The organism is Klebsiella sp. PL-2018 (assembly GCF_019048985.1).
Classification (GTDB): Bacteria; Pseudomonadota; Gammaproteobacteria; order Enterobacterales; family Enterobacteriaceae; genus Klebsiella; species Klebsiella michiganensis.
Map to the genome: position 1 here is coordinate 3,073,539 of NZ_CP077673.1, position 23,932 is coordinate 3,097,470.

20 protein-coding genes and 3 pseudogenes are annotated in these 23,932 nt (G+C 58.5%); 5 read left to right on the forward strand and 18 right to left on the reverse strand.

What is annotated here, in order from left to right; genetic code table 11:
• Nucleotides 1-58 precede the first annotated feature (58 nt).
• The 5 genes from nadS to MKleb_RS14275 all read right to left on the reverse strand — a co-directional run bounded on the left by nadS (nt 59) and on the right by MKleb_RS14275 (nt 3,042).
• Nucleotides 59-355: a NadS family protein gene (nadS, locus tag MKleb_RS14255; RefSeq protein ID WP_004138143.1), complete on the reverse strand. Its 297-nt coding sequence runs from the start codon at nt 353-355 to the stop codon at nt 59-61.
• Nucleotides 356-430: 75 nt separating this feature from the next.
• A complete protein-coding gene (locus MKleb_RS14260; RefSeq protein ID WP_014229262.1) occupies nt 431-748 on the reverse strand; it encodes a type II toxin-antitoxin system RelE/ParE family toxin in 318 nt (105 codons plus the stop codon).
• Nucleotides 749-997: 249 nt separating this feature from the next.
• Entirely contained in the window at nt 998-1,225 is a 228-nt protein-coding gene (gene pptA / locus MKleb_RS14265) for a tautomerase PptA (protein WP_004850668.1), read from the reverse strand.
• A 69-nt stretch (nt 1,226-1,294) separates the two neighbouring features.
• Nucleotides 1,295-1,912, reverse strand: coding sequence for a glutathione S-transferase family protein (locus MKleb_RS14270; RefSeq protein WP_025107871.1), 618 nt, complete (start codon nt 1,910-1,912; stop codon nt 1,295-1,297).
• A 125-nt stretch (nt 1,913-2,037) separates the two neighbouring features.
• Nucleotides 2,038-3,042: a LacI family DNA-binding transcriptional regulator gene (locus MKleb_RS14275; protein WP_029946962.1), complete on the reverse strand. Its 1,005-nt coding sequence runs from the start codon at nt 3,040-3,042 to the stop codon at nt 2,038-2,040.
• A gap of 304 nt (nt 3,043-3,346) precedes the next feature.
• Here MKleb_RS14275 and MKleb_RS14280 point away from each other — a divergent pair, with 304 nt between their 5' ends.
• Nucleotides 3,347-4,543: an L-talarate/galactarate dehydratase gene (locus MKleb_RS14280; protein ID WP_025107872.1), complete on the forward strand. Its 1,197-nt coding sequence runs from the start codon at nt 3,347-3,349 to the stop codon at nt 4,541-4,543.
• A 218-nt stretch (nt 4,544-4,761) separates the two neighbouring features.
• Nucleotides 4,762-6,072, forward strand: a complete 1,311-nt coding sequence (locus tag MKleb_RS14285) for an MFS transporter (protein WP_025107873.1) — start codon at nt 4,762-4,764, stop codon at nt 6,070-6,072.
• Nucleotides 6,073-6,137: 65 nt separating this feature from the next.
• Here the strand turns inward: MKleb_RS14285 and MKleb_RS14290 are convergent, their stop codons facing one another.
• From MKleb_RS14290 to MKleb_RS14325, 8 genes and pseudogenes are all read right to left on the reverse strand, one after another.
• Complete coding sequence (locus MKleb_RS14290) at nt 6,138-7,031, reverse strand: ABC transporter substrate-binding protein (RefSeq protein ID WP_029946963.1); 894 nt, start codon at nt 7,029-7,031, stop codon at nt 6,138-6,140.
• Nucleotides 7,028-7,807: an amino acid ABC transporter ATP-binding protein gene (locus MKleb_RS14295; RefSeq protein ID WP_014229256.1), complete on the reverse strand. Its 780-nt coding sequence runs from the start codon at nt 7,805-7,807 to the stop codon at nt 7,028-7,030. The genes MKleb_RS14290 and MKleb_RS14295 overlap by 4 nt, the downstream gene beginning before the upstream one ends.
• Nucleotides 7,791-8,717: an amino acid ABC transporter permease gene (locus MKleb_RS14300; RefSeq protein ID WP_014229255.1), complete on the reverse strand. Its 927-nt coding sequence runs from the start codon at nt 8,715-8,717 to the stop codon at nt 7,791-7,793. Before MKleb_RS14300 ends, MKleb_RS14295 begins: the two co-directional genes overlap by 17 nt.
• Nucleotides 8,718-8,726: 9 nt before the next feature.
• Nucleotides 8,727-9,236, reverse strand: coding sequence for a GNAT family N-acetyltransferase (locus MKleb_RS14305; protein ID WP_025107874.1), 510 nt, complete (start codon nt 9,234-9,236; stop codon nt 8,727-8,729).
• Between the two features lie 11 nt (nt 9,237-9,247).
• Nucleotides 9,248-11,521: pseudogene (locus tag MKleb_RS14310) on the reverse strand (NtaA/DmoA family FMN-dependent monooxygenase).
• A 30-nt stretch (nt 11,522-11,551) separates the two neighbouring features.
• Nucleotides 11,552-12,669 (reverse strand): annotated as a pseudogene (locus MKleb_RS14315) (amidohydrolase).
• Nucleotides 12,666-13,667, reverse strand: a pseudogene (locus MKleb_RS14320) (LLM class flavin-dependent oxidoreductase). Before MKleb_RS14320 ends, MKleb_RS14315 begins: the two co-directional pseudogenes overlap by 4 nt.
• 578 nt (nt 13,668-14,245) lie before the next feature.
• Nucleotides 14,246-14,785, reverse strand: a complete 540-nt coding sequence (locus MKleb_RS14325) for an AAA family ATPase (protein ID WP_025107877.1) — start codon at nt 14,783-14,785, stop codon at nt 14,246-14,248.
• Nucleotides 14,786-15,053: 268 nt separating this feature from the next.
• On the opposite strand from MKleb_RS14325, the gene ansP reads away from it, so the two are divergent.
• Entirely contained in the window at nt 15,054-16,514 is a 1,461-nt protein-coding gene (ansP, locus tag MKleb_RS14330) for an L-asparagine permease (protein WP_025107878.1), read from the forward strand.
• 44 nt (nt 16,515-16,558) lie between these two features.
• Here ansP and MKleb_RS14335 read toward each other — a convergent pair whose 3' ends face one another.
• Complete coding sequence (locus MKleb_RS14335) at nt 16,559-16,780, reverse strand: YgdI/YgdR family lipoprotein (protein WP_009652277.1); 222 nt, start codon at nt 16,778-16,780, stop codon at nt 16,559-16,561.
• Between the two features lie 232 nt (nt 16,781-17,012).
• On the reverse strand, nt 17,013-18,074 hold the full coding sequence (locus MKleb_RS14340) for a 7-bladed beta-propeller protein YncE (protein WP_014229249.1): 1,062 nt from the start codon (nt 18,072-18,074) through the stop codon (nt 17,013-17,015).
• Between the two features lie 263 nt (nt 18,075-18,337).
• Between MKleb_RS14340 and pqqU the strand changes: the two genes are divergently transcribed.
• Nucleotides 18,338-20,449, forward strand: a complete 2,112-nt coding sequence (gene pqqU, locus MKleb_RS14345; RefSeq protein ID WP_025107879.1) for a TonB-dependent receptor PqqU — start codon at nt 18,338-18,340, stop codon at nt 20,447-20,449.
• 73 nt (nt 20,450-20,522) lie between these two features.
• Here pqqU and MKleb_RS14350 read toward each other — a convergent pair whose 3' ends face one another.
• Nucleotides 20,523-20,822, reverse strand: coding sequence for a DUF406 domain-containing protein (locus tag MKleb_RS14350; protein WP_025107880.1), 300 nt, complete (start codon nt 20,820-20,822; stop codon nt 20,523-20,525).
• 293 nt (nt 20,823-21,115) lie between these two features.
• Here MKleb_RS14350 and rihA point away from each other — a divergent pair, with 293 nt between their 5' ends.
• Nucleotides 21,116-22,051, forward strand: a complete 936-nt coding sequence (rihA, locus tag MKleb_RS14355; RefSeq protein WP_025107881.1) for a pyrimidine-specific ribonucleoside hydrolase RihA — start codon at nt 21,116-21,118, stop codon at nt 22,049-22,051.
• A 42-nt stretch (nt 22,052-22,093) separates the two neighbouring features.
• On the opposite strand, the gene MKleb_RS14360 is transcribed toward rihA, so the two are convergent.
• The gene (locus MKleb_RS14360; RefSeq protein ID WP_025107882.1) at nt 22,094-23,131 is read right to left on the reverse strand and encodes an NADP-dependent oxidoreductase; all 1,038 of its coding nucleotides are present in this window, start codon (nt 23,129-23,131) and stop codon (nt 22,094-22,096) included.
• A 65-nt stretch (nt 23,132-23,196) separates the two neighbouring features.
• The gene (locus tag MKleb_RS14365; RefSeq protein ID WP_025107883.1) at nt 23,197-23,772 is read right to left on the reverse strand and encodes a helix-turn-helix domain-containing protein; all 576 of its coding nucleotides are present in this window, start codon (nt 23,770-23,772) and stop codon (nt 23,197-23,199) included.
• Between the last annotated feature and the right edge of the window lie 160 nt (nt 23,773-23,932).

Sequence of the window (23,932 nt, forward strand, 5' to 3'; positions counted from 1 at the left end):
AAGGCGCTGGTTACGAAATGGGGCAAACTCTGTCATTTTCCTTGCGAAGAATAACGTTTCAAATAACCTTCAACAAGTTGATAATCAATGGATTGCCCTGAAGCAATAAAAGCAGCTTCCTGGATGCACCGGTTGGATGACGTCGTTTCGTTTCCCAGCTTTTAACCAGCTCATAGCTAACGCCAACGGCGGCGGCGAAGTCCTGCTGTTTTAAACCTGTGGCTTCGCGTATCGCTTTCACATCAACTTCGCTGAAGGTATGAACGTGGTGCACCTTCGGCGTTTGTTCACCCTTCTCAATCCTGACCATTTCTTCTGCACTAGCCAGCAGATCGGCAAACAATTCGTCTTTCATACACACCTCAGTTGGCTCTCTGGCGCTATCAATGTATCGATCATTAATAGCTCAGCCTCACTTCATGTTTATTGGCTAGTTTAATAACTCAGCAACCTGCCTTAACATCTTTTTCTGCTCCTGGCTTAACTCATCCTGTTCATTTTTAGGATAGATGAGCGCCAGGTAGATTCTTCCCTTTATCGTTACATTATAGTAAATCACCCGCACGCCGCCGCGCTTTCCCGTTCCGGGACGACTCCAGCGGATTTTACGAAAACCTCCGGTTCCCGAAATGGTGTCACCTGCCTCAGGATCATTGATCAGGATTTCCTGGAAGGCCCGAAATTCATCATCCGGTAACAGCGCCTGGCGTCGTTTACTGAAACCTTGTAGTTCAATAAAAGTAAACATCTCATTCCCTGATGTCCTTACGACTTATCAGACAAAATACATGTACAGGGTACATTAATCAAGGGGTTTTATGTACCCTGTACATGGTGACGCGTTTACCCATGACAAGATGCATCGCTCATGACTTCGCTTCAGTGCCCCCCCGCCCGGGGGCGGCGCAGAGCGCCTGCCCGGGCTACCGGACTGCAAACCGCCGGGAACGCGTAGCCCGGACAGATGCGCAGCATCGCCTCCGGGAAAGAAACCGGGTTACATGCTATAGCCCGGTTTCTTAATCAACTGTTCCATCTGCGGGGCGATTTCGCTGTCCCACACCTGCTGCCAGTCGCTCGGCTCAACCTGCTTCAGGGCCACGCTCACTGAACTCTCTTTGCTGTTGAGGTGGCGAATCAACACCTCGGTAATATCGGCGGCCAGCGCCGCTTTTTGTTCATCATTCAGGTCGCGGGGAAAACATTTAATATCAACGTGCGGCATAGCAGGCTCCTTTATTGTCTGGACGATAAAACTAGCATAACCCGCGTCATCCGGATCGCTTTTTGTACTTTAAATCAGCTCGTTGCGGCGCAGAACGGCTTCGAGTTTGGGATGTCGATACACCGCATCCGCCACGGCGAAGAATTTTGGCGTCTGCGCCGCAAACCACTCCCGGCGCGGGCCCCAAGCGCACATCGCCGCAATATAGCAGTCCAGCAGGGTTATCTCCGTCCCCAGCGCATACGGCGCGGCGGCAAGCTGCTCCTCCAGCCATAGATAGAGCGATTTGCGATAGCTGATGCAGCTTTCCCGCAGCTGTTCTGGCGCATCGGCGGCCCAGCGCTCCGGGTAATCCGCAAAGGTAAAGGTGGGATAGACGTTCGCCACCAGCCAGATGAGCAGACGCTGAAAGGCATGCCGCTGCGGCGATCCCGGCGCCGGAGCCAGATCCGGTCGAACGTCGAGGATCATCAGGGCAATCGCCGCGGATTCGGTCATCACGCTGCCGTCTGCAAGCGTCAGGGTCGGCACCTGACACAGCGGGTTTATCTTTTTGAGGCGGTCGCGCTGCGGGCCCGGCTGGTCAAAGCCCTCAACGTTAACAAAATGGTACGGGATATCGGCCAGCGTCAGCATCAGTTCACTAATTGTTGAGCCCCAGCCGGGTACGCCATAGACGGTGATCATATTCTGCGCCCTCGATGAATTTGCCGCTCAGGAACAGAGCGGCGACGGGTTTAGCAATTTTGCAGTATAGATTTGATTACGCCATGCCGCTATTGAGGCCCCCTCGCACATGCGAAACGGCAGAGCTACGCCGACTCGCGCGCCACCAGGTGAAAGCCGATATCAATAATCGCTTCCCCTTCTTCTCCGCCTTCTATGCGGTCGGCAAGCAGCGTGGCCGCCTGCTCGCCGATGGCATGACGGTCGACGCTGACGGTGGTGATGGCCGGGCGGTTGCTGGCGGCGAAGTCCAGATCGCCAAAACCGATCACCGCCAGATCCTGCGGCACGCGCAGCCCCCGGCTTTCGGCTTCCATAATCGCCCCCTGGGCAAGGGTATCGGAGCTGCAGACGATAACGTCAAACTCGCCGCCGGCGAGCAGCTCGGCCAGCCCGCGACGCCCCAGCGCCAGCGATGCCGGAAGCGGCACCTCGACCTGCGGCGCATCGTCAATGCCGTTTTTGGCCAGCCGGGCGCGGAGCCCCTGCTTTCGCAACGTCGCGCGCGCATCGCCGGCCCACAGCAGACCCGGGCGGCGGTAGCCTTTCTCCAGCAGGTACTCGCCAATGGTTTCGCCGACTTTTTCATGCGAAAAACCGACCAGCATATCCAGTGGCGTCGGGGTGAGATCCCAGATTTCCACCACCGGCGTGGCGGCGTTGAGGATCGTCTTCTTCAACGCCGGGGCGTGCTGAATGCCGGTCAATACCACGCCATCCGGACGCCGGGAGAGTAAGGTTGCTACCAGCTCGGCTTCGGTCTGTCGGCTGTAGCCCGCCACGCACAGCAGCATATGGTAGCCGCGCGCCGCCAGGGTATCGCTCAGCGCCTGGATGGTATCGACAAACATATTGTTATTGATTTGCGGCACCACCACGGCCACCAGCTTGCTGCGCCTGGAGGCCAGGCCGCCGGCCAGCGCGTTAGGGATATAGCCCGTTGCCTGCACCGCCTGCATCACTTTCTCGACCGTTTTTGGCCTCACCAGCTGCGGCGTATTCAGCGCCCGGCTGACCGTCATCGACGACAATCCGGCGCTACGGGCTACGTCATCCAGCGTCGGCGCGCGCGTCGGTTTTCTGCTTTTCACGACTAAGCCCCTGTGTTGAGTCGTTTTCTGTGGGCATTATTGATGATGGCCCGCGCAATTGCCAGCGCTCACCTCGACATCCTCAATAGAATCAAATACCTGAAACACAAAATGTTATCGCTATCATTTTGATTTGTGATTTTTCACAAACATTTTTGGATCGTGACCTGAGCTGCATAATTTTACCCTTTATAACCGCTAATTGTGATCGTTTGTACAAATTAAAATCACTGTCGTAGCGCCAGGACAATTTCACGATTAAAAATGTTAGCGCAAACATTTTACCACTGAAAAGGAACTGACTATGACCTCGAGCGCTAATTCCGAGTCCGTGACCTACGCCAAAGCTTCCGGCGTCAAAACCGCCGCTGAAACCGGCGACCGCATTGAACACGTCAAACTGTCGCTGGCCTTTCTGCCGCTGGCGACCCCCGTTAGCGATGCAAAGGTTCTGACCGGTCGGCAAAAACCGCTTACCGAAGTAGCGATCGTTATCGCGGAAATCCGCTCCCGGGACGGCTTTGAAGGCGTTGGCTTCAGCTATTCCAAGCGTGCGGGCGGCCAGGGCATTTACGCCCACGCCAAAGAGATCGCCGATAATCTGCTCGGCGAAGATCCGAACGATATCGACAAGATCTACACCAAACTGCTGTGGGCCGGCGCATCCGTTGGCCGCAGCGGTATGGCGGTACAGGCCATCTCCCCTCTTGATATTGCGCTGTGGGATATGAAAGCCAAACGCGCCGGACTACCGCTGGCGAAACTGCTCGGCGCGCACCGCGATTCCGTTCAGTGCTACAACACCTCCGGCGGCTTCCTGCATACGCCGCTGGATCAGGTGTTAAAAAACGTGGCTATCTCCCGTGAGAACGGAATTGGCGGGATTAAGCTGAAGGTCGGTCAGCCGAATACCGCCGAAGATATTCGTCGCCTGACGGCGGTGCGTGAGGTGCTGGGCGATGACTTCCCGCTGATGGTGGACGCCAACCAGCAGTGGGATCGCGAAACCGCCATCCGCATGGGGCGCAAAATGGAGCAGTTCAATCTGATCTGGATTGAAGAGCCCCTTGACGCCTACGATGTTGAAGGCCACGCGCAGCTCGCCGCCGCGCTGGATACGCCGATTGCCACCGGCGAGATGCTGACCAGCTTCCGCGAACATGAGCAGCTTATCCTCGGCAACGCCAGCGACTTTGTCCAGCCGGATGCGCCGCGCGTCGGCGGGATCTCCCCGTTCCTGAAGATTATGGATCTGGCGGCGAAGCACGGTCGCAAGCTGGCCCCGCACTTTGCGATGGAGGTACACCTGCATCTTGCCGCCGCCTACCCGCTCGAGCCGTGGCTGGAGCACTTCGAGTGGCTGAACCCGCTGTTTAACGAACAGCTGGAGCTGCGCGACGGGCGGATGTGGGTTTCCGAACGCCACGGTCTGGGCTTTACCCTGAGCGAACAGGCCCGCCGCTGGACCCAGCAAAGCTGCGAGTTTGGTAAACGCCCTTAACCGAATTCCCCGGATGGCGGCACAAGGGCTAAAGGCCCCTTAACCCGGGCAAGGCGCGTCAAGCGCCGCCCCCGGGAGAATATCGCGTTTTCCCGGAGGCGATGCGGCGCATCTGTCCGGGCTACCGGTCCGCAGATGACTGAAAACCTGTAGCCCTGCCGGGGAAATACCTCTTATTGACTGTACCCACAATAAACAACCCTGCAAAGGAGTTGAAGATGACTACCCCCTTAAAACGCAGCAACGTGCGTTACGGCATATTACTGTTTTTATTTCTGGCTACCGTATTTAATTATGCCGACCGGGCAACGCTGTCCGTCGTCGCGCCTATTATGAGCAAAGAGTTAGGCTTTGATCCCGAGGCGATGGGGCTGGCCTTTTCAGTTTTTGGTATCTCCTACGTCATTATGCAAATACCCGGCGGCTGGCTGCTGGATAAATATGGTTCGCGGCTGGTCTACGGCTGCGCGCTGATTGGCTGGTCGATCGTCACCATGTTTCAGGGAACGATCTATCTGTTCGCCAGCCCATTGATCGTACTGGTGATTCTGCGTCTGATGATGGGCGCGATTGAAGCCCCCGCCTTCCCCGCTAACAGCCGTCTCAGCGTACAGTGGTTTCCCAATAAAGAGCGTGGATTCGTCACCTCGGTCTATCAGGCCGCGCAGTATATTTCCCTGGGAATTATTACGCCGCTAATGACGATTATTCTGCATAATTTAAGCTGGCACTACGTATTTTATTATATTGGCGCTATCGGCGTGGTGCTGGGGATATTCTGGCTGGTAAAAGTAAGAGATCCCTCTTACCATCCAAAAATTAACCAACAGGAGCTCGACTATATTCGCGAAGGCGGCGGCGAGCCGGAATTAGGTACGAAAAAAACGCAGCAGAAATTAACCCTCGCGCAGATTAAAAGCGTCTGCGTTAATCGCATGATGATCGGCGTGTATATCGGCCAGTTCTGCGTAACGTCCATTACCTGGTTCTTCCTGACGTGGTTTCCCACCTATCTCTACCAGGCCAAAGGTATGTCGATCCTCAAGGTCGGTTTTGTCGCCAGTATCCCGGCCATTGCCGGATTTATCGGCGGACTGCTCGGTGGGGTATTCTCAGACTGGCTGCTCAAACGCGGCTACAGCCTGACGACCGCCCGCAAGCTGCCGGTGATCTGCGGCATGCTGCTCTCCTGCGTGATTGTCGTCGCCAACTACACCACCTCAGAAGTGGTGGTGATCGCCGCCATGAGCCTGGCCTTCTTTGCTAAAGGTTTCGGTAACCTCGGCTGGTGCGTGCTGAGCGACACCTCGCCGAAGGAAATGCTGGGAATTGCCGGCGGGGTGTTCAACATGTGCGGCAACCTGGCGAGTATTATCACGCCGCTGGTTATCGGCGTGATCCTCGCTAATACCCACTCCTTTGATTACGCCATCCTGTACGTCGGTTCCATGGGCGTGCTGGGCCTGTTCTCCTATCTGTTTATCGTCGGGCCGCTGGATCGTTTGACGCTGACCCCGCGCGCCGCCTGATTTAAAACCCTGGCGAGCATTCGCCTCCGCTGTTTCGCATCACACTCCTGCGAAACAGCGGTTTTTTAGTAGGTTATCCCCGGCGGATTCACTTCCGATTGAGTCACCTCTTCGCCCTGCTCTCCCCAGCGTGCCAGCACTTTCTGATACTCGCCGCGAGCAATCGCGCCGTTCAGCGCCGCCTGCAGCGCCGGAGCCAGGCCGTTGCCCTTTTTGGTCGTGGTGGCAACGTACGCTTTTTTCGGCCCCAGGCCGACGACTTTGGTTTTGCCGCTGAGCGCTGCTTTATAGGCCGCCACCGACTGCGGCCCAAAGAACACGTCCGCGCGACCGGACTGAATATAGAGGTTGCCCGAGGCGTCATCGGTCAGGTAGACCGGCAGCGCGGGTTGCCGCCCGGCGGCTTCGTTTTCGGCGTTCCAGCCGAGCAAAATCCGCTCCTGGTTAGTCCCGGACCCGACGATCACTTTTTTACCCGCGAGATCCGCCGGACCGCTCACGCGGGCGATATCGCTGGTTGATTTCACGGAAAAGGCCAGAGAGTCAACGCGATAGGTGGCAAAATCAAACTTCTCTTTCCGCTGCTCGGTCACCGCAATATTGACCAGCGCGACGTCGTAGCGTCCGGAAGTAATCCCCAGCGGCCAGTCCTCCCAGGCGGTGGGCACCAGCTTTAGCTTCAGCCCGAGGCTGCCGGCCAGCAGCCGGGCAATATCCGGGTCGCTGCCGATACGCGTGCGGTTATCGCTGGCCAACAGCGCCAGCGGCGGCGAATTGAGCGCCGAAATCGCCACCGTTAAGGTACCCGGCTCGACGAAGGCGTAATTTGCCGGGATCTTCGCGATCGCCTGCTCATCGCGGGTCACCGGCAGCGGCTGCTCGTTGGCGCGCAGGTCGATAGCCGCCTGCGATGCCGCAGATAAAGAGAGTAGTGTCAGGGCCAAAAGTCCGTTTCTCATGCCGCTAATACCCTCGATAAGAACTGCCGCGTACGCGGATGCTGCGGTTGGTTCAGCACGGCGTCGCTGCTGCCCTGCTCGACTATCTTGCCGTCGACCATAAACACCACCCGGTCCGCCACCTCTTTCGCAAAACCGATTTCATGGGTGACCACCACCAGCGTGGTGCCGGAGCGCGCCAGCTTTTTAATCACGTCCAGCACTTCCCCCACCAACTCAGGGTCGAGCGCGGAGGTCGGTTCATCGAACAGCATTACCCGCGGGTTAAGCGCCAGCGCCCGGGCAATAGCGATGCGCTGCTGCTGGCCGCCGGACAGGTGCCGCGACCAGGCGTCGGCTTTATTGCGCAGTCCGACCACGTCCAGCAGTTCATACGCCCGCGCGATCGCCTCTTTGCGGGTCGCCTGCTTATGGGCGATGGGGGCCTCAATCAGATTTTCCAGCACCGTCAGATGCGGGAACAGGTTGAAGTTCTGAAATACGTAGCCGACGTTAACCCGCTGGCGGAGGATCTCTTTCTCTTTCAGCTCGTAGAGCTTGTCGCCTTTACGGCGATAGCCGATATAGTCGCCATCGATCTGAATAAAGCCTTCATCCACGCGCTCCAGATGATTAATCGCCCGCAGCAGCGTCGATTTTCCCGAACCGGACGGCCCGAGGATCACCGTCACCGTGCCGGGTTCGATTTCCAGCGATACGTCATCAAGCGCTTTATGGCGGCCAAAATATTTGCTGACGCCGGTGATGGAGATATGGCCGTTACGAGAGTTGGGCATGGGCGGACTCCTGGGGTTGTGGGCGACGAATGGACTCAACGCGGCGGCTGCTGCGGGCGCTATTGACCGCCGAGCGGCGTTCGCTGCGGGCCAGTCCGCGCTCGACCAGATACTGGATCAGCGACAGCACGCTGGTGATCGCCAGATACCAGGCGGCGCCGACCATCAGCAGTGGGATAACTTCCTGGGTGCGGTTATAGATCATCTGGATGGTGTAAAACAGCTCCGGCATCGCCAGCACGTAAACCATCGCCGTCCCCTTGGCGAGGCTGATAATTTCGTTAAAGCCCGCCGGTAAAATGGTGCGCAGCGCCTGCGGCAGAATAATGCGCAGGGTCCGACGGCTGGCCGGAAGCCCCAGCGCCGCCGCCGCTTCATACTGCCCGTGATCGACCCCGAGAAAGCCGCCGCGGATAATTTCGGCGGTGTAGGCGCTTTGCACCAGGGTCAGCCCGACAACGGCGGTAGAAAACTGCCCCAGCACGTTGATGGTCTCAAAGCTGGCCCAGCGAATCGCGGTGAACGGAATGCCTATCGCTAGCGTGTCGTAAAGATAGGAGAAGTTGTAGAGAATAATCAGCACCACGATCAGCGGCAGCGAGCGGAACAGCCAGATATAGCCCCAGGCCAGGCTGCTCAGCAGCCATGAACTGGAGAGCCGTGCCAGCGCCAGCAGGCCGCCGAGAATAACGCTCAGCGCCGTTGCCAGCAGGGTCAGCAGCAGCGTCTGCCCGAGACCTTCAAGGATCACCGGGTCAAAGAACCAGCGGGCAAAGACGCGCCACTCCCAGCGCGGGTTAAAGGCGACCGATTGAATCACCACCGCCAGCACCAGCAGCGCCAGCAGCGCGCCTACCGCCCGCAGCGGATAGCGCGCGGGGACAACCTTAATCGTTTCCTGGGTATGCATATTGGCTCCTTAAGCGCTCTGGCTCAGCGCGCTGACCGCCAGCGCTTTCGTAAAGCGCAGTCGACCATCGAACGGCGGCAGGCTGTACTCTTCCGGATCGCGGCTGAGGTCAAACTGCGCCTCGTAGCCTTGGCTCAGGTAGAGCCGCACCGCTTCCGGCTGCCGAAAACCGGTGGTCAGATAGATATGGCTGTAGCCCGCGAGCAGCGCCCGTCGCTCCAGCTCCTGCACCACTTTCGCCGCCAGCCCCTGCTGGCGCAGACGACGATGGGTCCAGATACGTTTGATTTCTGCCGTATGGGAATCTTTCGGTTTGTACGCGCCGGTGGCGATAATTTCCCCTTCGCGCTCCAGCACGATAAACAGCCCCTGCGGCGCCAGATACCATTCAGTCAGCTCGATTTCGGCATCGCGGGAGAAATAGTCGCCGTAGCGCGCGGCGTACTCGCCGAACAGGCCCTCAATAATCGGCTGCAGCTCCGGCGCTTCCGGAGAGACATCGCGGAATAGATCGCTCATCATGCCTCCTGTTAGTCGCCGAGTCCGGCCGGGTTGATTTCCGATTGCGGAATGCTCTCCACGCCTTCCCCCCAGCGGTTCAGCACCTTCGCGTAGTCGCCGCTGCGGATTGCGCCGTTCAGCGCCGTCTGTACCGGTTCAACCAGACCACTGCCTTTTTTCACCGTCACGGCAATATGCGCCGCCTTCGGCCAGCCGCCGTCAACGCTGCCTACCAGCTTGGTTTTGCCGGTCAGCGCCGCTTTCCACGCGCCGATCACGTTGGGACCGAAGAAGGCGTCGGCGCGCCCGGACTGCAGCGCCAGGGTCTGGGCGGCGTCGTCTTTGGTGTAGACCGGCGTAAACGGCTTCAGCCCCTTCTTGAGATTCTCGGCGTTCCACGCCAGCAAAATGGCTTCCTGATTGGTGCCGGAGCCGACGATAATCCGCAGCCCGGCAATATCTTCCGCTTTTTCAATTTTGCTCAGCGGACTGGTGCTCTTGACGTAAAAACCCAGCGAATCTTTGCGGTAGGTGGCGAAATCAAACTTCTCTTTGCGCTCTTTGGTCACGGTGATATTGCTGACCGCCGCATCATATTTGCCGGAAGCGACGCCGAGCGGCCAGTCCTCCCACGAGGTGGGTACCACATTCAGCTCCAGCCCGAGGCTGTCGGCCACCAGGCGCGCGATATCCACCTCGCTGCCGAGCAGGGTTTTGTTATCGTCAGAAAACACGGTCAGCGGCGGTGAGTTCAGCGCGGCGACCGCGACCGTCAGCTTACCCGGCACCGCCAGGTGGAGACCTTTCGGCAGCTGCGCGATAGCCTGCGGGTTTTTCGCCGTATGAATCGGCGTTTTGTTGGCTTCGAGGCTCACGCCGGTGCCGTTGATCGTGACGTTCTGCGCCCAGGATGACGCACTAACGGCCAGCGCCAGCGCCAGTAATAGCGATTTTTTCTGCGTTTTCTGCATAGCGGGTGTTCTCTATTATTGTTTTTGGAATTGATTCACGGGCTCTGCCAGCCCTAAGCTTTCGCGCAGCGTGGTGCCGGGATATTCCCGGCGGAATAGTCCGCGCTGCTGAAGAATCGGTACCACCTGGTCCACAAAGCGCGGGAAGGTATCCGGCGTACCGCCCTGGATAATAAAACCGTCCGTCGCGCGCTGTTCAAACCACTGCTGCAGACCATCCGCCACCTCTTCAGCGGTTCCGGCAAAGCGCGGTCGCGGGCTGGCCGCCTCCAGCGCCACCTGGCGCAGCGTCAGGCCGCGTTCGCGGGCATTGCGTTTTATCTCGTCGGTGGTGCTGCGAAAGCTGTTCTGCCCGAGGTCGCCGATATCCGGGAACGCCTCATCCAGCGGATACTGAGCAAAGTCGTGATGTTCAAAATAGCGGCCGAGATAATTCAGCGCGTCTTCAATCGACACCAGCGCAGCGGTGGTCTGGTATTGCTGCTCCACATCGTCGGCGCTGTCGCCAACGATGACGCTGACGCCCTGGAAGATATGCAGTTCGCTCTCCCGGCGGCCGTGCGCTGCAAGCTGGCTTTTGACGTCGCGATAAAAGGCCTGCGCCTCCGCCAGCGACTCCTGATGGGTAAAAATAGCGTCTGCGTGGCTGGCGGCTAACTTTTTACCGTCATCGGAGGCGCCCGCCTGAAAGATAATGGGCCGGCCCTGCGGCGTGCGGGCAATATTTAGCGGACCGGCTACTTTAAAGAAATCGCCGTGATGATTAAGCGTGTGCAGCTTGTTTTTATCAAAGAACTGGCCGCTCTCTTTATTACGAATAAACGCGTCCTGCTCCCAGGAGTCCCACAGGCCTTTGACAACCTGCAGATATTCATCGGCAATACGGTAGCGCAGCGCATGATCGGGATGCTGGGCGCGGGAGAAGTTTTTTGCTGAGCCTTCCAGCGGCGAGGTGACCACGTTCCAGCCCGCGCGGCCGCCGCTCAGATGATCGAGGCTGGCGAACTGGCGGGCGGTGGTAAAGGGTTCGCTGTAGGAGGTCGACAGGGTACCGACTAGGCCTAAACGCGAAGTTACCGCCGCAAGGGTAGATAATACGGTGAGCGGTTCAAAACGATTTAAAAAATGCGGGATCGATTTTTCATTAATATATAAGCCATCGGCAACAAAAATAAAATCGAGCTTGCCCTCTTCCGCTTTTAACGCCGTCTGCTTGACGAACTCAAAGTTAATACTGGCGTCGGCCAGCGCGGCCGGATGACGCCAGGCCGACATATTTCCCGATGCGCCGTGTAATATAGTACCAATGCGCAGCTGCCGTTGTTCAGACATCGTTAATCCTTAGTCAATGACCCTGAATAATTAAAGTGCTTTTAATGCCTGCTCTGCCAGATCGGCAAAGTAGTGCGCCGCCGGGGCGATTAAACGCTCATCCGGGTTAAACGCCGGATGGTGAAGACCAAATTCGCTGGCGCTGCCGATGCTGACGAACGCGCCGGGAATATGCTGAAGATAAACGGCAAAATCCTCCCCGCCGAGATGGAGATCCGCATGGTGCGTGCGGTAGCCAGACTTATCGGCCACGTCGCTGGCGAAAGCGGCCCAGCGCTCATCATTAACCAGCGCGGTCGGTCCGGCGTACCAGAAGACATCTATCTGCGCGCCGAAGGCGCTGGCGAAGCCGGCGGCAATCTCGCTCACCCGCGCTTTCACCCGCTGCTGGACTTCGCTGCTGTGGGTGCGCAGCGTACCTTCCAGCTCGACGCTTTCCGGCAGGACGTTCCAGGTATTGCCGCCCTGAATCCGCGTGACGCTAAGCACCACGGAATCGAGGGTATTCACTTCGCGGCTGGCGACGCTTTGCAGCAGGGTCACCAGCTGGCCAGCAGAATGGCGTCCTTCCCTTCATGAGGCCGGGCGGCGTGAGCGCCTTTGCCGGTCACCTTAAACACAAAGCGATCGACGTTGGCGTAAAACGCGCCGCCTCGGGTGGCGAATTCGCCCACCGGCAGCCCCGGTTCATTATGCATACCGAAAATGGCGGAAACGCCCTCCAGCACGCCGGCGCGAATCAGGGTTTTCGCGCCGCCGAAGCTCTCCTCCGCCGGCTGGAACAGAATACGGACGCGTCCCGCCAGCTGCGCTTCGCGTTGTTTCAGCAGTAAGGCCGCGCCAAGGATCACGCTGGTATGAATATCATGCCCGCAGGCGTGCATCACGCCGGCATTCAACGAGCGAAACGGCACGCTGGCCGCCTCTTCGATAGGCAGCGCATCGATATCGGCACGCAGGGCTATCACCTTATCGCCGCTGCCCACTTCGGCAACCGCGCCGGTTTTCAGTTCATAAGGCAGAAGGCTGATGCCGCCGCTCTGCAGCCAGTCGCGAATACGTGCGGTGGTGTCGACCTCCTGCAGCGAGAGCTCGGGGTACTGGTGCAGTTCGCGCCGCCAGCGAATTAACTGTTCGGAAAGGCTCATGGCTGCACCTCCGCGCTCAAATGCGCCCGGGCCAGCAGACGCAGGGAGTTAAGGCGCGCCGCGCCATCGTTAATGGGCGTGTCGATAATAAATTCGTCGATGTTCCAGGCCGACTGCAGGGCATCCAGCTGCGCTTTCACCTGTTCCGGGGTGCCGAACAGCACCGTCGATTCCCGCCGGGCGATGCACGTCGGCCTGCTGCCCGCCTGACGGGCAAAGGCGGCCGCCTGCGCTTAGCTGCCGACGGTGACCCGCTGGCCGTTTTCCAGCTCAACGCCCCACGTTTCGACGGATTTTGCCAGCTCCGCCGCCGTCGCGGCCTCTTCGGCCACGATGACCTGGACGGCAATAATCGCGTCTCGACGGCTCAGTTCACGCCAGCGGGTTAACACCTCGCGCAGCAGCTGCTTATCGCCGTTGAGATGGGCGGCGAAGACGAAGTTCCAGTCCAGCTGCGCCGCCAGCTGCGCGCTCTCCAGGCTGGCGCCGAGCAGAAAGCCGTCGGCGCGACGCGGCGGGATCGGCGTTGCGCGGACGCTCTCCTCACCGTCGGTTTCGGTCAGCGACAGCCAGTTGTCGAGCTGCGCCAGCTGGTCGGCAAAACGCCCCTTTTGCTGGGGGTCAAGCCCCTGCTGTAACGCGCGAGTGGAGAGCGGCAGTCCGCCAGGGGCTTTGCCCACGCCCAGATCCACGCGGCCCGGAGCGAGGGAAGCCAGCATATTGAAGTTTTCCGCCACTTTATACGGGCTGTAGTGCTGCAGCATGACGCCGCCGGAGCCAACGCGAATCCTGCGGGTCTGGCCGAGGATCCAGGCAATGGCCAGCTCTGGCGACGGACTGGCGAGCTGGTCAGTATTGTGGTGTTCGGCTATCCAGAAGCGATGATAGCCCCAGGCTTCCGCCTGTTGCGCAAGCGTTAATGTACGCGCCAGCGCCTGGGCAGCCGTTTCTCCGGCTGCCAGCGGGCTTTTATCCAGGATACTGATTCGATAAGACATTTCGCAGGCTCATGTGGATTAACATGACTGCATTATTAGAAGCGCCCGCGGCTGGTGAGAAACAATTTATTTACATGTGCTCTGCCGGAAATTAGATATGCGGTGAGGTAACTGCCCCGGAGGCGATGCTGCGCATCTGCCCGGGCTACGCGTCCTCAGCAATCTGTGGGCCTGTAGCCCGGGCAGGAGCAGCGCAAGCCGGGAAGAAGCCGCAGCAATGCCAAGTTACGGCATATTCCCCGGGTTGCGGCGTAAACGCCTTACCCGGGCTACGGGTTACCAGCAATCTGTGGCCCTGTAGCCCGGCTAAGCGCAGCGCAAGCCGGGAAGAAGCCGCAGCAATGCCACGTCACGGCATATTCCCCGGGTTGCGGCGTAAACGCCTTACCCGGGCTACGGGTTACCAGCAATCTGCGGTTCGGTAGCCCGGCTAAGCGCAGCGCAAGCCGGGAAGAAGCCGCAGCAATGCCACGTCACGGCATATTCCCCGGGTTGCGGCGTAAACGCCTTACCCGGGCTACGGGTTACCGACAATCTGCGGTCCGGTAGCCCGGCTACGCGCAGCGCGAGCCGGGGGATTATCGGCTATTCTGCCGAAGCTCGTGCACCAGCGCCTCGGTCTGCTGCTGGTTGCGTAAACGAACAAAGCGAATGTGTTGATACTGCGGGTCCTGCATATCCGCCAGGTAACGCCGGCGATTGTTGCGCCAGGTTTTCAGCGTCCAGAGAATAATAGAGTCCCGGCTAAAGAAAGAGCGGCGGAAGGTTTCGCAATTGCCGGTGCCGGGCCACAGCTCCTGCCGTCGGCTTGCGCGTGAAGCCGCGCGACGGACCGCCTGGCGGATCGTGCGCCAGAAGCTGTAGTCCACCCATACCACCAGATCCACATCGCGCCATTTTACCGGGCGGCTGCGGTTATAGTTGCCGTCCAGCACCCAGCCGGGCGTGGCGAGCGCGGCGGTGAGTTTGGCGTAGAACTCATCGTCCGGCGTCCCTTGCCACTCGGGCAGCCAGTAGAGCACATCCATTTCAATATAAGGCAGTGACAGTTCCTGAGCCAGCCGACGCGCGAGGGTGGATTTGCCGACGCCGCTGGTCCCTACTACGTTGATTTTCATCGTGGTCTCTCGGGCAAAACGCGGGCGGAGAATAATAGCGCAATAACGTTAAAACGATGAGCAAAATTTCCCCATCATGCGCGAACGCCGAAAAGCTCCCGATCTCATTGATATTTAAGCAAGTGCTGTCCGCAAATCTTTTGCGTGCGTCCATTTTCCGATACGTGTAGGATTCTCCGCCATGCTCGCTTATCTCATTCCTCAGAATGATGAGAGAGCCAGCAGCACGAACCACTTCATGGACATTGACAGGAAAATAGCGACATCAATGAATACAAAACACTCTAGCGTGGCGGAGCAGCACGCTGCCAAACGCCACTGGCTGAACTCGCAGGAGTCGGGCTACCACAAGGCGATGGGCAACCGTCAGGTGCAGATGATTGCCATCGGCGGCGCGATTGGTACCGGCCTGTTCCTCGGCGCGGGCGCGCGCCTGCAGATGGCCGGACCGGCCCTGGCGCTGGTTTATCTGGTCTGCGGCCTCTTCTCGTTCTTTATCTTACGCGCGCTGGGCGAGCTGGTGCTTCATCGCCCCTCCAGCGGCAGCTTCGTCTCCTACGCCCGCGAGTTCCTCGGCGAAAAAGCGGCTTACGTTGCGGGCTGGATGTACTTTATCAACTGGGCGATGACCGGGATCGTCGATATCACCGCCGTCGCGCTGTATATGCACTACTGGGGCGCGTTTGGCGACGTTCCACAGTGGGTCTTCGCCCTCGGCGCGCTGGCGATTGTCGGCACCATGAACATGATCGGCGTGAAATGGTTCGCCGAGATGGAGTTCTGGTTCGCGCTGGTGAAAGTTCTGGCGATCGTCGCGTTTCTGGTGGTCGGGACTATTTTTCTTGGCAGCGGAAAGCCGCTGGATGGCAATGCCACCGGTTTCCACCTGATTACCGATAACGGCGGCCTGTTCCCGCACGGCCTGCTGCCGGCGCTGGTGCTGGTACAGGGGGTGGTGTTCGCCTTCGCCTCTATCGAACTGGTGGGTACCGCCGCTGGCGAGTGTAAAGATCCGCAGACCATGGTGCCGCGCGCCATTAACAGCGTTATCTGGCGTATTGGTCTGTTCTACGTTGGCTCCGTGCTGCTGCTGGTGCTGCTGCTGCCGTGGAATGCCTATCAGGCCGGGCAGAGCCCGTTCGTCACCTTCTTCTCGAAGCTGGGCGTGCCGTATATCGGCAGCGTGATGAATATCGTGGTGTTAACCGCCGCGCTCTCCAGCCTCAATTCCGGCCTCTACTGCACCGGGCGTATTCTGCGCTCCATGTCGATGGGCGGTTCGGCGCCGAAGTTTATGTCGAAAATGAGCCGCCACCACGTGCCCTACGCCGGGATTCTGGCGACGCTGGCGGTGTATGTCGTTGGGGTATTCCTCAACTACCTGGTGCCTTCGCAGGTGTTTGAAATTGTCCTTAACGTCGCGTCGCTGGGGATTATCGCTTCATGGGGCTTTATTGTGGTGTGCCAGATGCGCCTGCGTAAGGCGATCAAGGAAGGCAAAGCGGCGGACGTTAGCTTCAAGATGCCGGGGGCGCCTTTTACCTCCTGGCTGACCCTGCTGTTCCTGCTTAGCGTGCTGGTATTAATGGCTTTCGATTATCCGAATGGGACTTATACCATCGGTTCGCTTCCGCTGATTGCCGTTTTGCTGGTCGCCGGCTGGTTTGGCGTGCGCAAGCGCGTGCATGACATTCATAGCACCGCGCCGAATATTGAAAAACAGCAATAAATCACTTTGCGGTTTGCCTCACGGGCAAACCGCAACCGCACAACTTAATTATCTTCCACCAGCTGGGCCACATCGCTGCTGTTAATCTGGCGCTTATTGCCCGACTCATCAGTATAGCTGGTCATTCCGGTATCTTTATCCAGCTTCGGCTTGCCCTGCGTTACGATAGTCTGCCCGCTTTTTGTCGTCATGACATAGTTTGAGCTACAGCCCGCCAGAAGAGCCAGCATCGCGCCGGCGCAAACAACCATTAATGATTTTTTCATCTTTTCTCCAGGATTAATGCCACCGTCCCGCTTGCGCAGGAAAGCCGTAAGTTTATAGCCATTACATTTATCAGGCTAATAAGTGTTTGTAACAGAGGGTGATATCTGGATGGGTGCGGTTTTCGGTCAGACAGCAAACAGTGCATTTTGTAGGCCGGGTGAGGCGTAAGCCGCCACCCGGCTGCAGTGCGAGCACACTGATGGCGGGAGAGGTTGCCCCCTCCCGTCAGGATCACAGCGCGATGCGGATAACGTCATCTGGCTGGGTCGCCTCTTTCTGACGCGTCGACTCCTGCTTCACGCTGACGTACAGCGTTTTACCATCGGCGGAGAGCGTCAGGCTGTTCGGATGAGTCGGCGTTTTGAAGGTCTTGACCACTTTGTAGGTCTTACCATCGATCACACTCACTTCGCCGGCTTTACGGTGCGTCACGTAGGCTTCATTGCGGGTCGGGTTAAACAGCACGGCCAGGGACTCCGGCGCGGCGATTTTCTCCAGCACTTTGCCATCGCGAATATCGACCACCAGTACTTCCGGCTGTTTACCGTCGGTGATAAAGGCGCGATGTCCGGCGGTATCCAGGCTCAGGTTGAGATAGAAGTGCTCTTTGCCATCATCCTGCAGCTTTTTACGCGACAGGATTTTGTTGCTGGTGCTGTCGATAGTCACCAGTTCCCCATCGGCATTGGTGGTATAGATACGGTTCGCTTCCGCGTCCAGCGCCAGACCGGTCGCCATTGCGCCAGTATTGGCGATGGTGTCTTTCAGCGTTAGCTTGTCGCCATCCACCACCCAAATCACGCTCTCTTTACCCAGCCCGGTGATGTAGACGGTGTTGGTTTTCTCGTTGACCGCCAGCTCGCGCGGGGCCAGCGGACGTACGGTTTCGCTGCGCTGGCGGGCGTCAAGCACCAGACGCCCTTTCACTTTCCCGGTTTTAGCATCAATGGCGGTGACGGTGCTGTCGGTGGTGTTGCCAAACCACAGGGTCTGAGTGGCGTTATCGATCGTCGCGCCGAAGGGTTTCAGATCGTTATGAATAATCTGCGTGACTTCGAGAGTCGTCGGATCGAGACGGTAAACGATACCGCCTTTATCCAGCGAACGGCTTTGCGAGGTGGCCACCCACAGCGCATTCTCCTGCTGGCTATAGGCCATTTCGTATGCGCCCTTGCCGACGGCTTTGCGCAGCATTTCTTCCGCCGCGTGGGCGCTAAAGCTCCCCGCCAGCAGTAACGAAGTTAACAACAGTGAACGGCGCAGACGCGGCGCGGACAGATGACGTAATGACATGACGACTCCCTTTGATAAAACAAATATATGCCTGCTCGACAGTGCTTCCGGGGCGCAAAATCATCGCTTTGCGCTCTTCTTTGGAATGCGAATAGTAATCATTATTTATCGCAATGTGGAGCGTTAATTACCCGTAGCGCTTTCGGCATCACGCAATTCTTGCTATTTGTTAACTCAAATTCCGTTAAGTCTTTTCAAAAAATTTACAAAAGAGCTAACATATATACATATGTTCCGTTTGGTTCGTTTTGTGAGTAACTTTGATGAAAATCCTTTCCGTGCGCGCCGCCGCGCTCCCCGCTCTGATTTTGCCGCTGGTCTCCGCAGGGCCAACCGCTCTCGCCGCTGAACAGACCATGGTGGTTACCGCCGCGCCGTCGGCGGTTTCCGAACTCGATACCCCCGCCGCCGTTAGCGTGGTTAACGGCGATGAGATGCGCCAGGCCGCGCCGCGGGTAAACCTCTCCGAGTCGCTGGGCGCGGTACCGGGACTGCAGGTGCAAAACCGCCAGAACTACGCGCAGGATCTGCAGCTTTCGATTCGCGGCTTCGGGTCCCGCTCCACCTACGGCGTGCGCGGGCTGCGTATTTACGTCGACGGTATCCCGGCCACCATGCCCGATGGCCAGGGGCAAACCTCGAATATTGATATTGGCAGCCTCGATTCGCTCGAGGTGCTGCGCGGGCCTTTTTCCGCCCTGTACGGTAACTCCTCCGGCGGGGTGATCAACGCCACCAGCCAGACCGGAAGCCAGCCGCCCACTATCGAAGCCAGCAGCTACTACGGCAGCTTTGGCACCTGGCATTACGGTATGAAAGCGACCGGCGCGGTGGGCGACGGCAGCCACGCGGGCGACGTCGACTACGTGGTTTCCACCAACCGCTTCACTACCCACGGCTCCCGCGACCATAGCGGCGCGCGTAAGAATCTCGCCAACGCGAAGCTCGGCGTGCGCATCAACGACGTCAGTAAGCTGACCCTGCTGTTTAACAGCGTGGATATTAAAGCTAATGACGCGGGCGGCCTGAGCTATGACGAATGGCAAAATAATCCGCGCCAGTCGCCAAGAGGCGATGAGTACAATACCCGCAAAACCATCAAACAAACCCAGGCCGGTTTACGCTACGAGCGACAGCTGAGCGAGCAGGACGATCTGAGCGTGATGATGTACGCCGGTGAACGTGAAACCACGCAATATCAGTCGATTCCTCGCGCGCCGCAGCTCAAACCCACCCATGCTGGCGGCGTTATCGACCTGACGCGTCACTACCAGGGGATTGATACCCGCTGGACCCACCGCGGCGAGCTGCTGGTGCCGGTCACCTTAACCACCGGTCTTGATTACGAAACCATGAGCGAGCGCCGCAAAGGTTACGAAAACTTTGTTATGAGCAACGGCGCGCCGCAGTACGGTGAAAAGGGAGACCTGCGCCGCAACGAGCGTAACCTGATGTGGAACGTCGATCCCTATCTGCAAACCCAGTGGCAGCTCACCGAGAAACTCTCTCTGGACGCGGGCGTGCGCTACAGCTCGGTTTGGTTCGATTCCAACGATTATTACATTACGCCGGGCAACGGCGATGACAGCGGCGAGGCCAGCTATCATAAATGGCTGCCGGCAGGCTCGCTGAAATATGCGGTAACCGACGCGTGGAACGTCTACGTCTCCGCCGGCCGCGGTTTCGAAACGCCGACCATTAATGAGCTTTCCTATCGCTCCGGCGACCAGGGCGGGCTGAACTTTGGCCTGCAGCCGTCCACCAACGAAACCGTTGAAATTGGCAGCAAGGCGCGTATCGGCAACGGCCTGTTGACCGCCGCGCTGTTCCAGACCGACACCGACAATGAGATTGTCGTCGACGCCAGCAGCGGCGGGCGTACCAGCTACAAAAACGCCGGGAAAACCCGTCGCCAGGGGATGGAGCTGGGGCTGGATCAGCAGTTCGGCGAGAGCTGGCGTTTAAAAGCGGCCTGGACCTGGCTGGATGCGACCTATCGTACCAACGTCTGTGATGATGCCAGCTGTAAAGGCAATCGCATTCCGGGGATCGCCCGCAACATGGGCTATGCCTCCTTTGGCTACCAGCCCGAAAAAGGCTGGTACGCGGGCAGCGATATTCGCTATATGAGCGATATTATGGCTAACGATGAGAACACCGCCAAAGCCCCATCCTGGACGGTGGTCGGCCTGACGACCGGCTATAAATGGAGCTACGGCAAAATGGATATGGATCTGTTTGGCCGCGTCGATAACCTGTTCGACCGCAGCTACGCGGGCTCGGTTATCGTTAACGAATCCAACGGCCGCTACTACGAACCGGCGCCGGGCCGTAATTACGGTATCGGTCTAAATCTGGCATGGCGGTTTGAGTAACGCTTAATTGCGGGACCTCAACGGGATCGCTCGCAGGATCCTGTTGAGGGTTAGCCGTGGATGCTCGATGGCGTTAAATCACGTTTCTTAACGACAATTCGAAAATGATCTTTTCCGCCTGGCAGGAGAAGGCAATCGAAGCCTCAAGCTTTGCCTCATCGCCGGCGGCCACGATGGTATAGTCGACCTGCGGCGGCTCGCTGGCGGGCGCGGCGGCCAGGGCACGTTCGCGGACGGCCGCGATGGTGGACTCGGCCTCTTCGCGGCTGGCGAAGTTTTTCTCTACCCGCCAGACGCAGTCCTCATTATCAATAATCGAGCCCACGTCAATGGCGCAGCCTTTGGTACTGCATTTATCTACAACATCTTTCATTGCGGTTACCTCTTGAAGTTTTCTTTAGAATAAGAATCCGTTGGCGGAAAGCAAACCATGAATATTTGTATGGTTGAGTCGTTTTATCATTATAGGCCTCCGCGAGAAGCGACTTTTTGCGCCACCGCATGGCTACCCCCTGATTGCGCAAGGATCAGGCAGATAGATTGGCAAGGCGTCGCGCGATATCGGCGCTCAATCGTGCACGTCATCACACTATCCTGCGCTAAGCCTCGTCTATACCGCTTTACGGCGTTACCCTTGTCACAAAATAACGCCAACAAGGAGCTGCTATGGCACTGCCAGTGATTATCGATTGCGATCCGGGTCATGATGACGCGATTGCCCTCGTTCTTGCCCTCGCCTCACCCGAACTCAATGTTAAAGCCGTCACCTCTTCCGCGGGAAATCAGACCCCGGACAAAACCCTGCGCAACGTCCTGCGGATGCTCACCCTGCTTAAGCGCCCGGATATTCCGGTAGCCGGCGGCGCGCTCAAGCCGTTGATGCGGGAGCTGATTATCGCCGATAACGTGCATGGCGAGAGCGGTCTTGACGGTCCGGCGCTGCCGGAACCGGGCTTTGCCGCCCAGACGTGCACCGCCGTCGAGCTGATGGCCAAAACCCTGCGCGACAGCGCCGAGCCGGTCACCATCGTCGCAACCGGCCCGCAAACCAACGTCGCCCTGCTGCTCAACAGCCACCCTGAACTGCATGCCAAAATTGCCCGCATCGTGATAATGGGCGGTGCGATGGTGCTGGGTAACTGGCAGCCGGCGGTCGAGTTTAATATCTACGTCGACCCGGAAGCGGCGGAGATCGTTTTCCAGTCCGGCATTCCGGTGGTGATGGCCGGGTTAGACGTCACCCATAAAGCGCAAATTCACGTTGAGGATATTGAGCGCTTCCGCCGCATTGGCAACCCGATATCCACCATCGTCGCCGAACTGCTCGACTTCTTCCTTGAGTACCATAAGGATGAGAAATGGGGCTTTGTCGGCGCGCCGCTGCACGACCCGTGCACCATTGCCTGGCTGCTGAAGCCGGAGATGTTTACCACCGTTGAACGCTGGGTCGGCGTGGAAACGCAGGGGAAATATACCCAGGGAATGACCGTGGTCGATTTCTACAATCTGACCGGCAGGAAGCCGAACGCAACGGTGATGCTCGATGTCGATCGCCAGGCGTTTGTTGACCTGCTGGCGGAGCGGCTGGCGTTTTACGCGTAAATCATCATAAAACCGGCAGGCGCGATGCCTGCCGGGAAAAAGCTACTCGTCAGGAGAGACGCGAACCACCACTTTACCGAAGTTCTCGCCCTTCAGCAGACCGATGAGCGCCTGCGGCGCGTTCTCCAGGCCGTCAACCACCTGCTCGCGGTATTTGATTTTCCCTGCCTGCACCCAGCGCCCCATCTCCTGCTGGAACTCGGCAATCCGGTGCCCGTAATCCTGGCCGATAATAAAGCCCTGCATACGGATGCGTTTTTTGAGGATTGTCGCCATCAGCAGCGGTAAACGATCCGGGCCGTCGGGCAGCGCGGTGGCATTGTAGCCGCTGACCAGGCCGCAAACCGGCACGCGGGCCGAGGTGTTCAGCAGCGGTAGTACTTCATCAAACACTTTCCCACCGACGTTCTCATAGTAGATATCGATCCCCTGCGGGCAGGCTTCAAGCAGTTTGACGGCGAAATCGGGCGCGCGGTGATCGATGCAGGCGTCGAAGCCGAGGGTTTCTACCGCATAGCGGCACTTCTCGCTGCCGCCCGCGATGCCCACCGTACGGCAGCCTTTCAGCTTCGCAATCTGTCCGACCGTTGCGCCAACCGGCCCGGTGGCGGCGGCGACCACCAGCGTTTCGCCCGCTTTCGGCTGACCAATATCCAGCAGCCCCATATAGGCCGTAAAACCCGGCATGCCGAGGATCCCCAACGCCCAGGAAGGGTGTTCCGGGCTCTCGCCTAACTTCACCAGCCCGCTGCCGTCGGAGAGTTCATAATCCTGCCAGCCGCCGTACCCCAGCACCCAGTCGCCGGGCTGATAATCATCATGGTTCGATGTCACGACGCGGCTCACGGTGCCGCCCACCATCACCGCGCCAACGGCGACCGGCGGCGAATAGGAAGGCGCGTCGCTCATCCGCCCGCGCATATAGGGATCTAAAGACAGAAAGACGGTGCGCAGCAGTAGCTGTCCCGGCCCGGGAGAAGCGACCTCACCCTCTTCCAGGCGGAAGTTTTCCCCGGTCGGCTCGCCGTGCGGACGGGATGCCAGCAGCCAGCGGCGGTGGCGTTGCGGATTGAAAGCCATAACAAACTCCTCTTTTGACAAGTCTGTATTGAGGCTAGCTGCTTTCCCGGCAACGCGCATTGACATTATGAGGCAGATTGATTGAGCCGGACCACCAGATAGATGCAGGGCTGCGTGGTTTCATTAATAAAGCGGCAGTCGTTCGGCGGCCCGAGCTCCAGGCAATCCCCCGCCTGCATTTCGTGGCGCGCGTTGCCTTCGAGAAAGACCAGTTCGCCCTGCTGTAGCCAGATGAGCTGCCGGGCCAGCGCATAGGATGACGCGGGCATAGGAACGTCGCTGCCAGCCGGAAGTTCCACCTGCACCAGATCGATAGGCAGGTCGCTACGCGGGGAAACGTGACGCCGAAGATAGTGGCTCTGCGGATCGTGCCACACCGGCTGATGAGCAAAACGCAGCAGCTTGCCTTCCTGCATCTCCGCCCTGGCGATCAGCGTCGACATGCTAATGCCGAAGGCGCCGGAAAGTCGTCCAAGCATCGACGCCGTCGGGCTGCTTTCGCCGCGCTCGATCTTGTGGATCATCGCCCGCGACGCCCCAGCCCGCTCGGCGAGTTCGCTGAGCGACCAGCCGCGGGATTCCCGCTCGATTCGGATGCGTGCGCTGATGCGCTGGTTGAGGTTGTCTTCTATAGTATTCATAACGTGACACTATAGTGTAGCCCTACTGTTTCTACAACCAGACGCCGATAGCGGCGATTATCGTGAAAAGGCCCGGCGTAATACACCGCCGGGCAAGGCAGAAAAGGATGCAATCCGTAAACTAAAGCACCCTCAAGACCATAAATGAAAAGAAAATGCC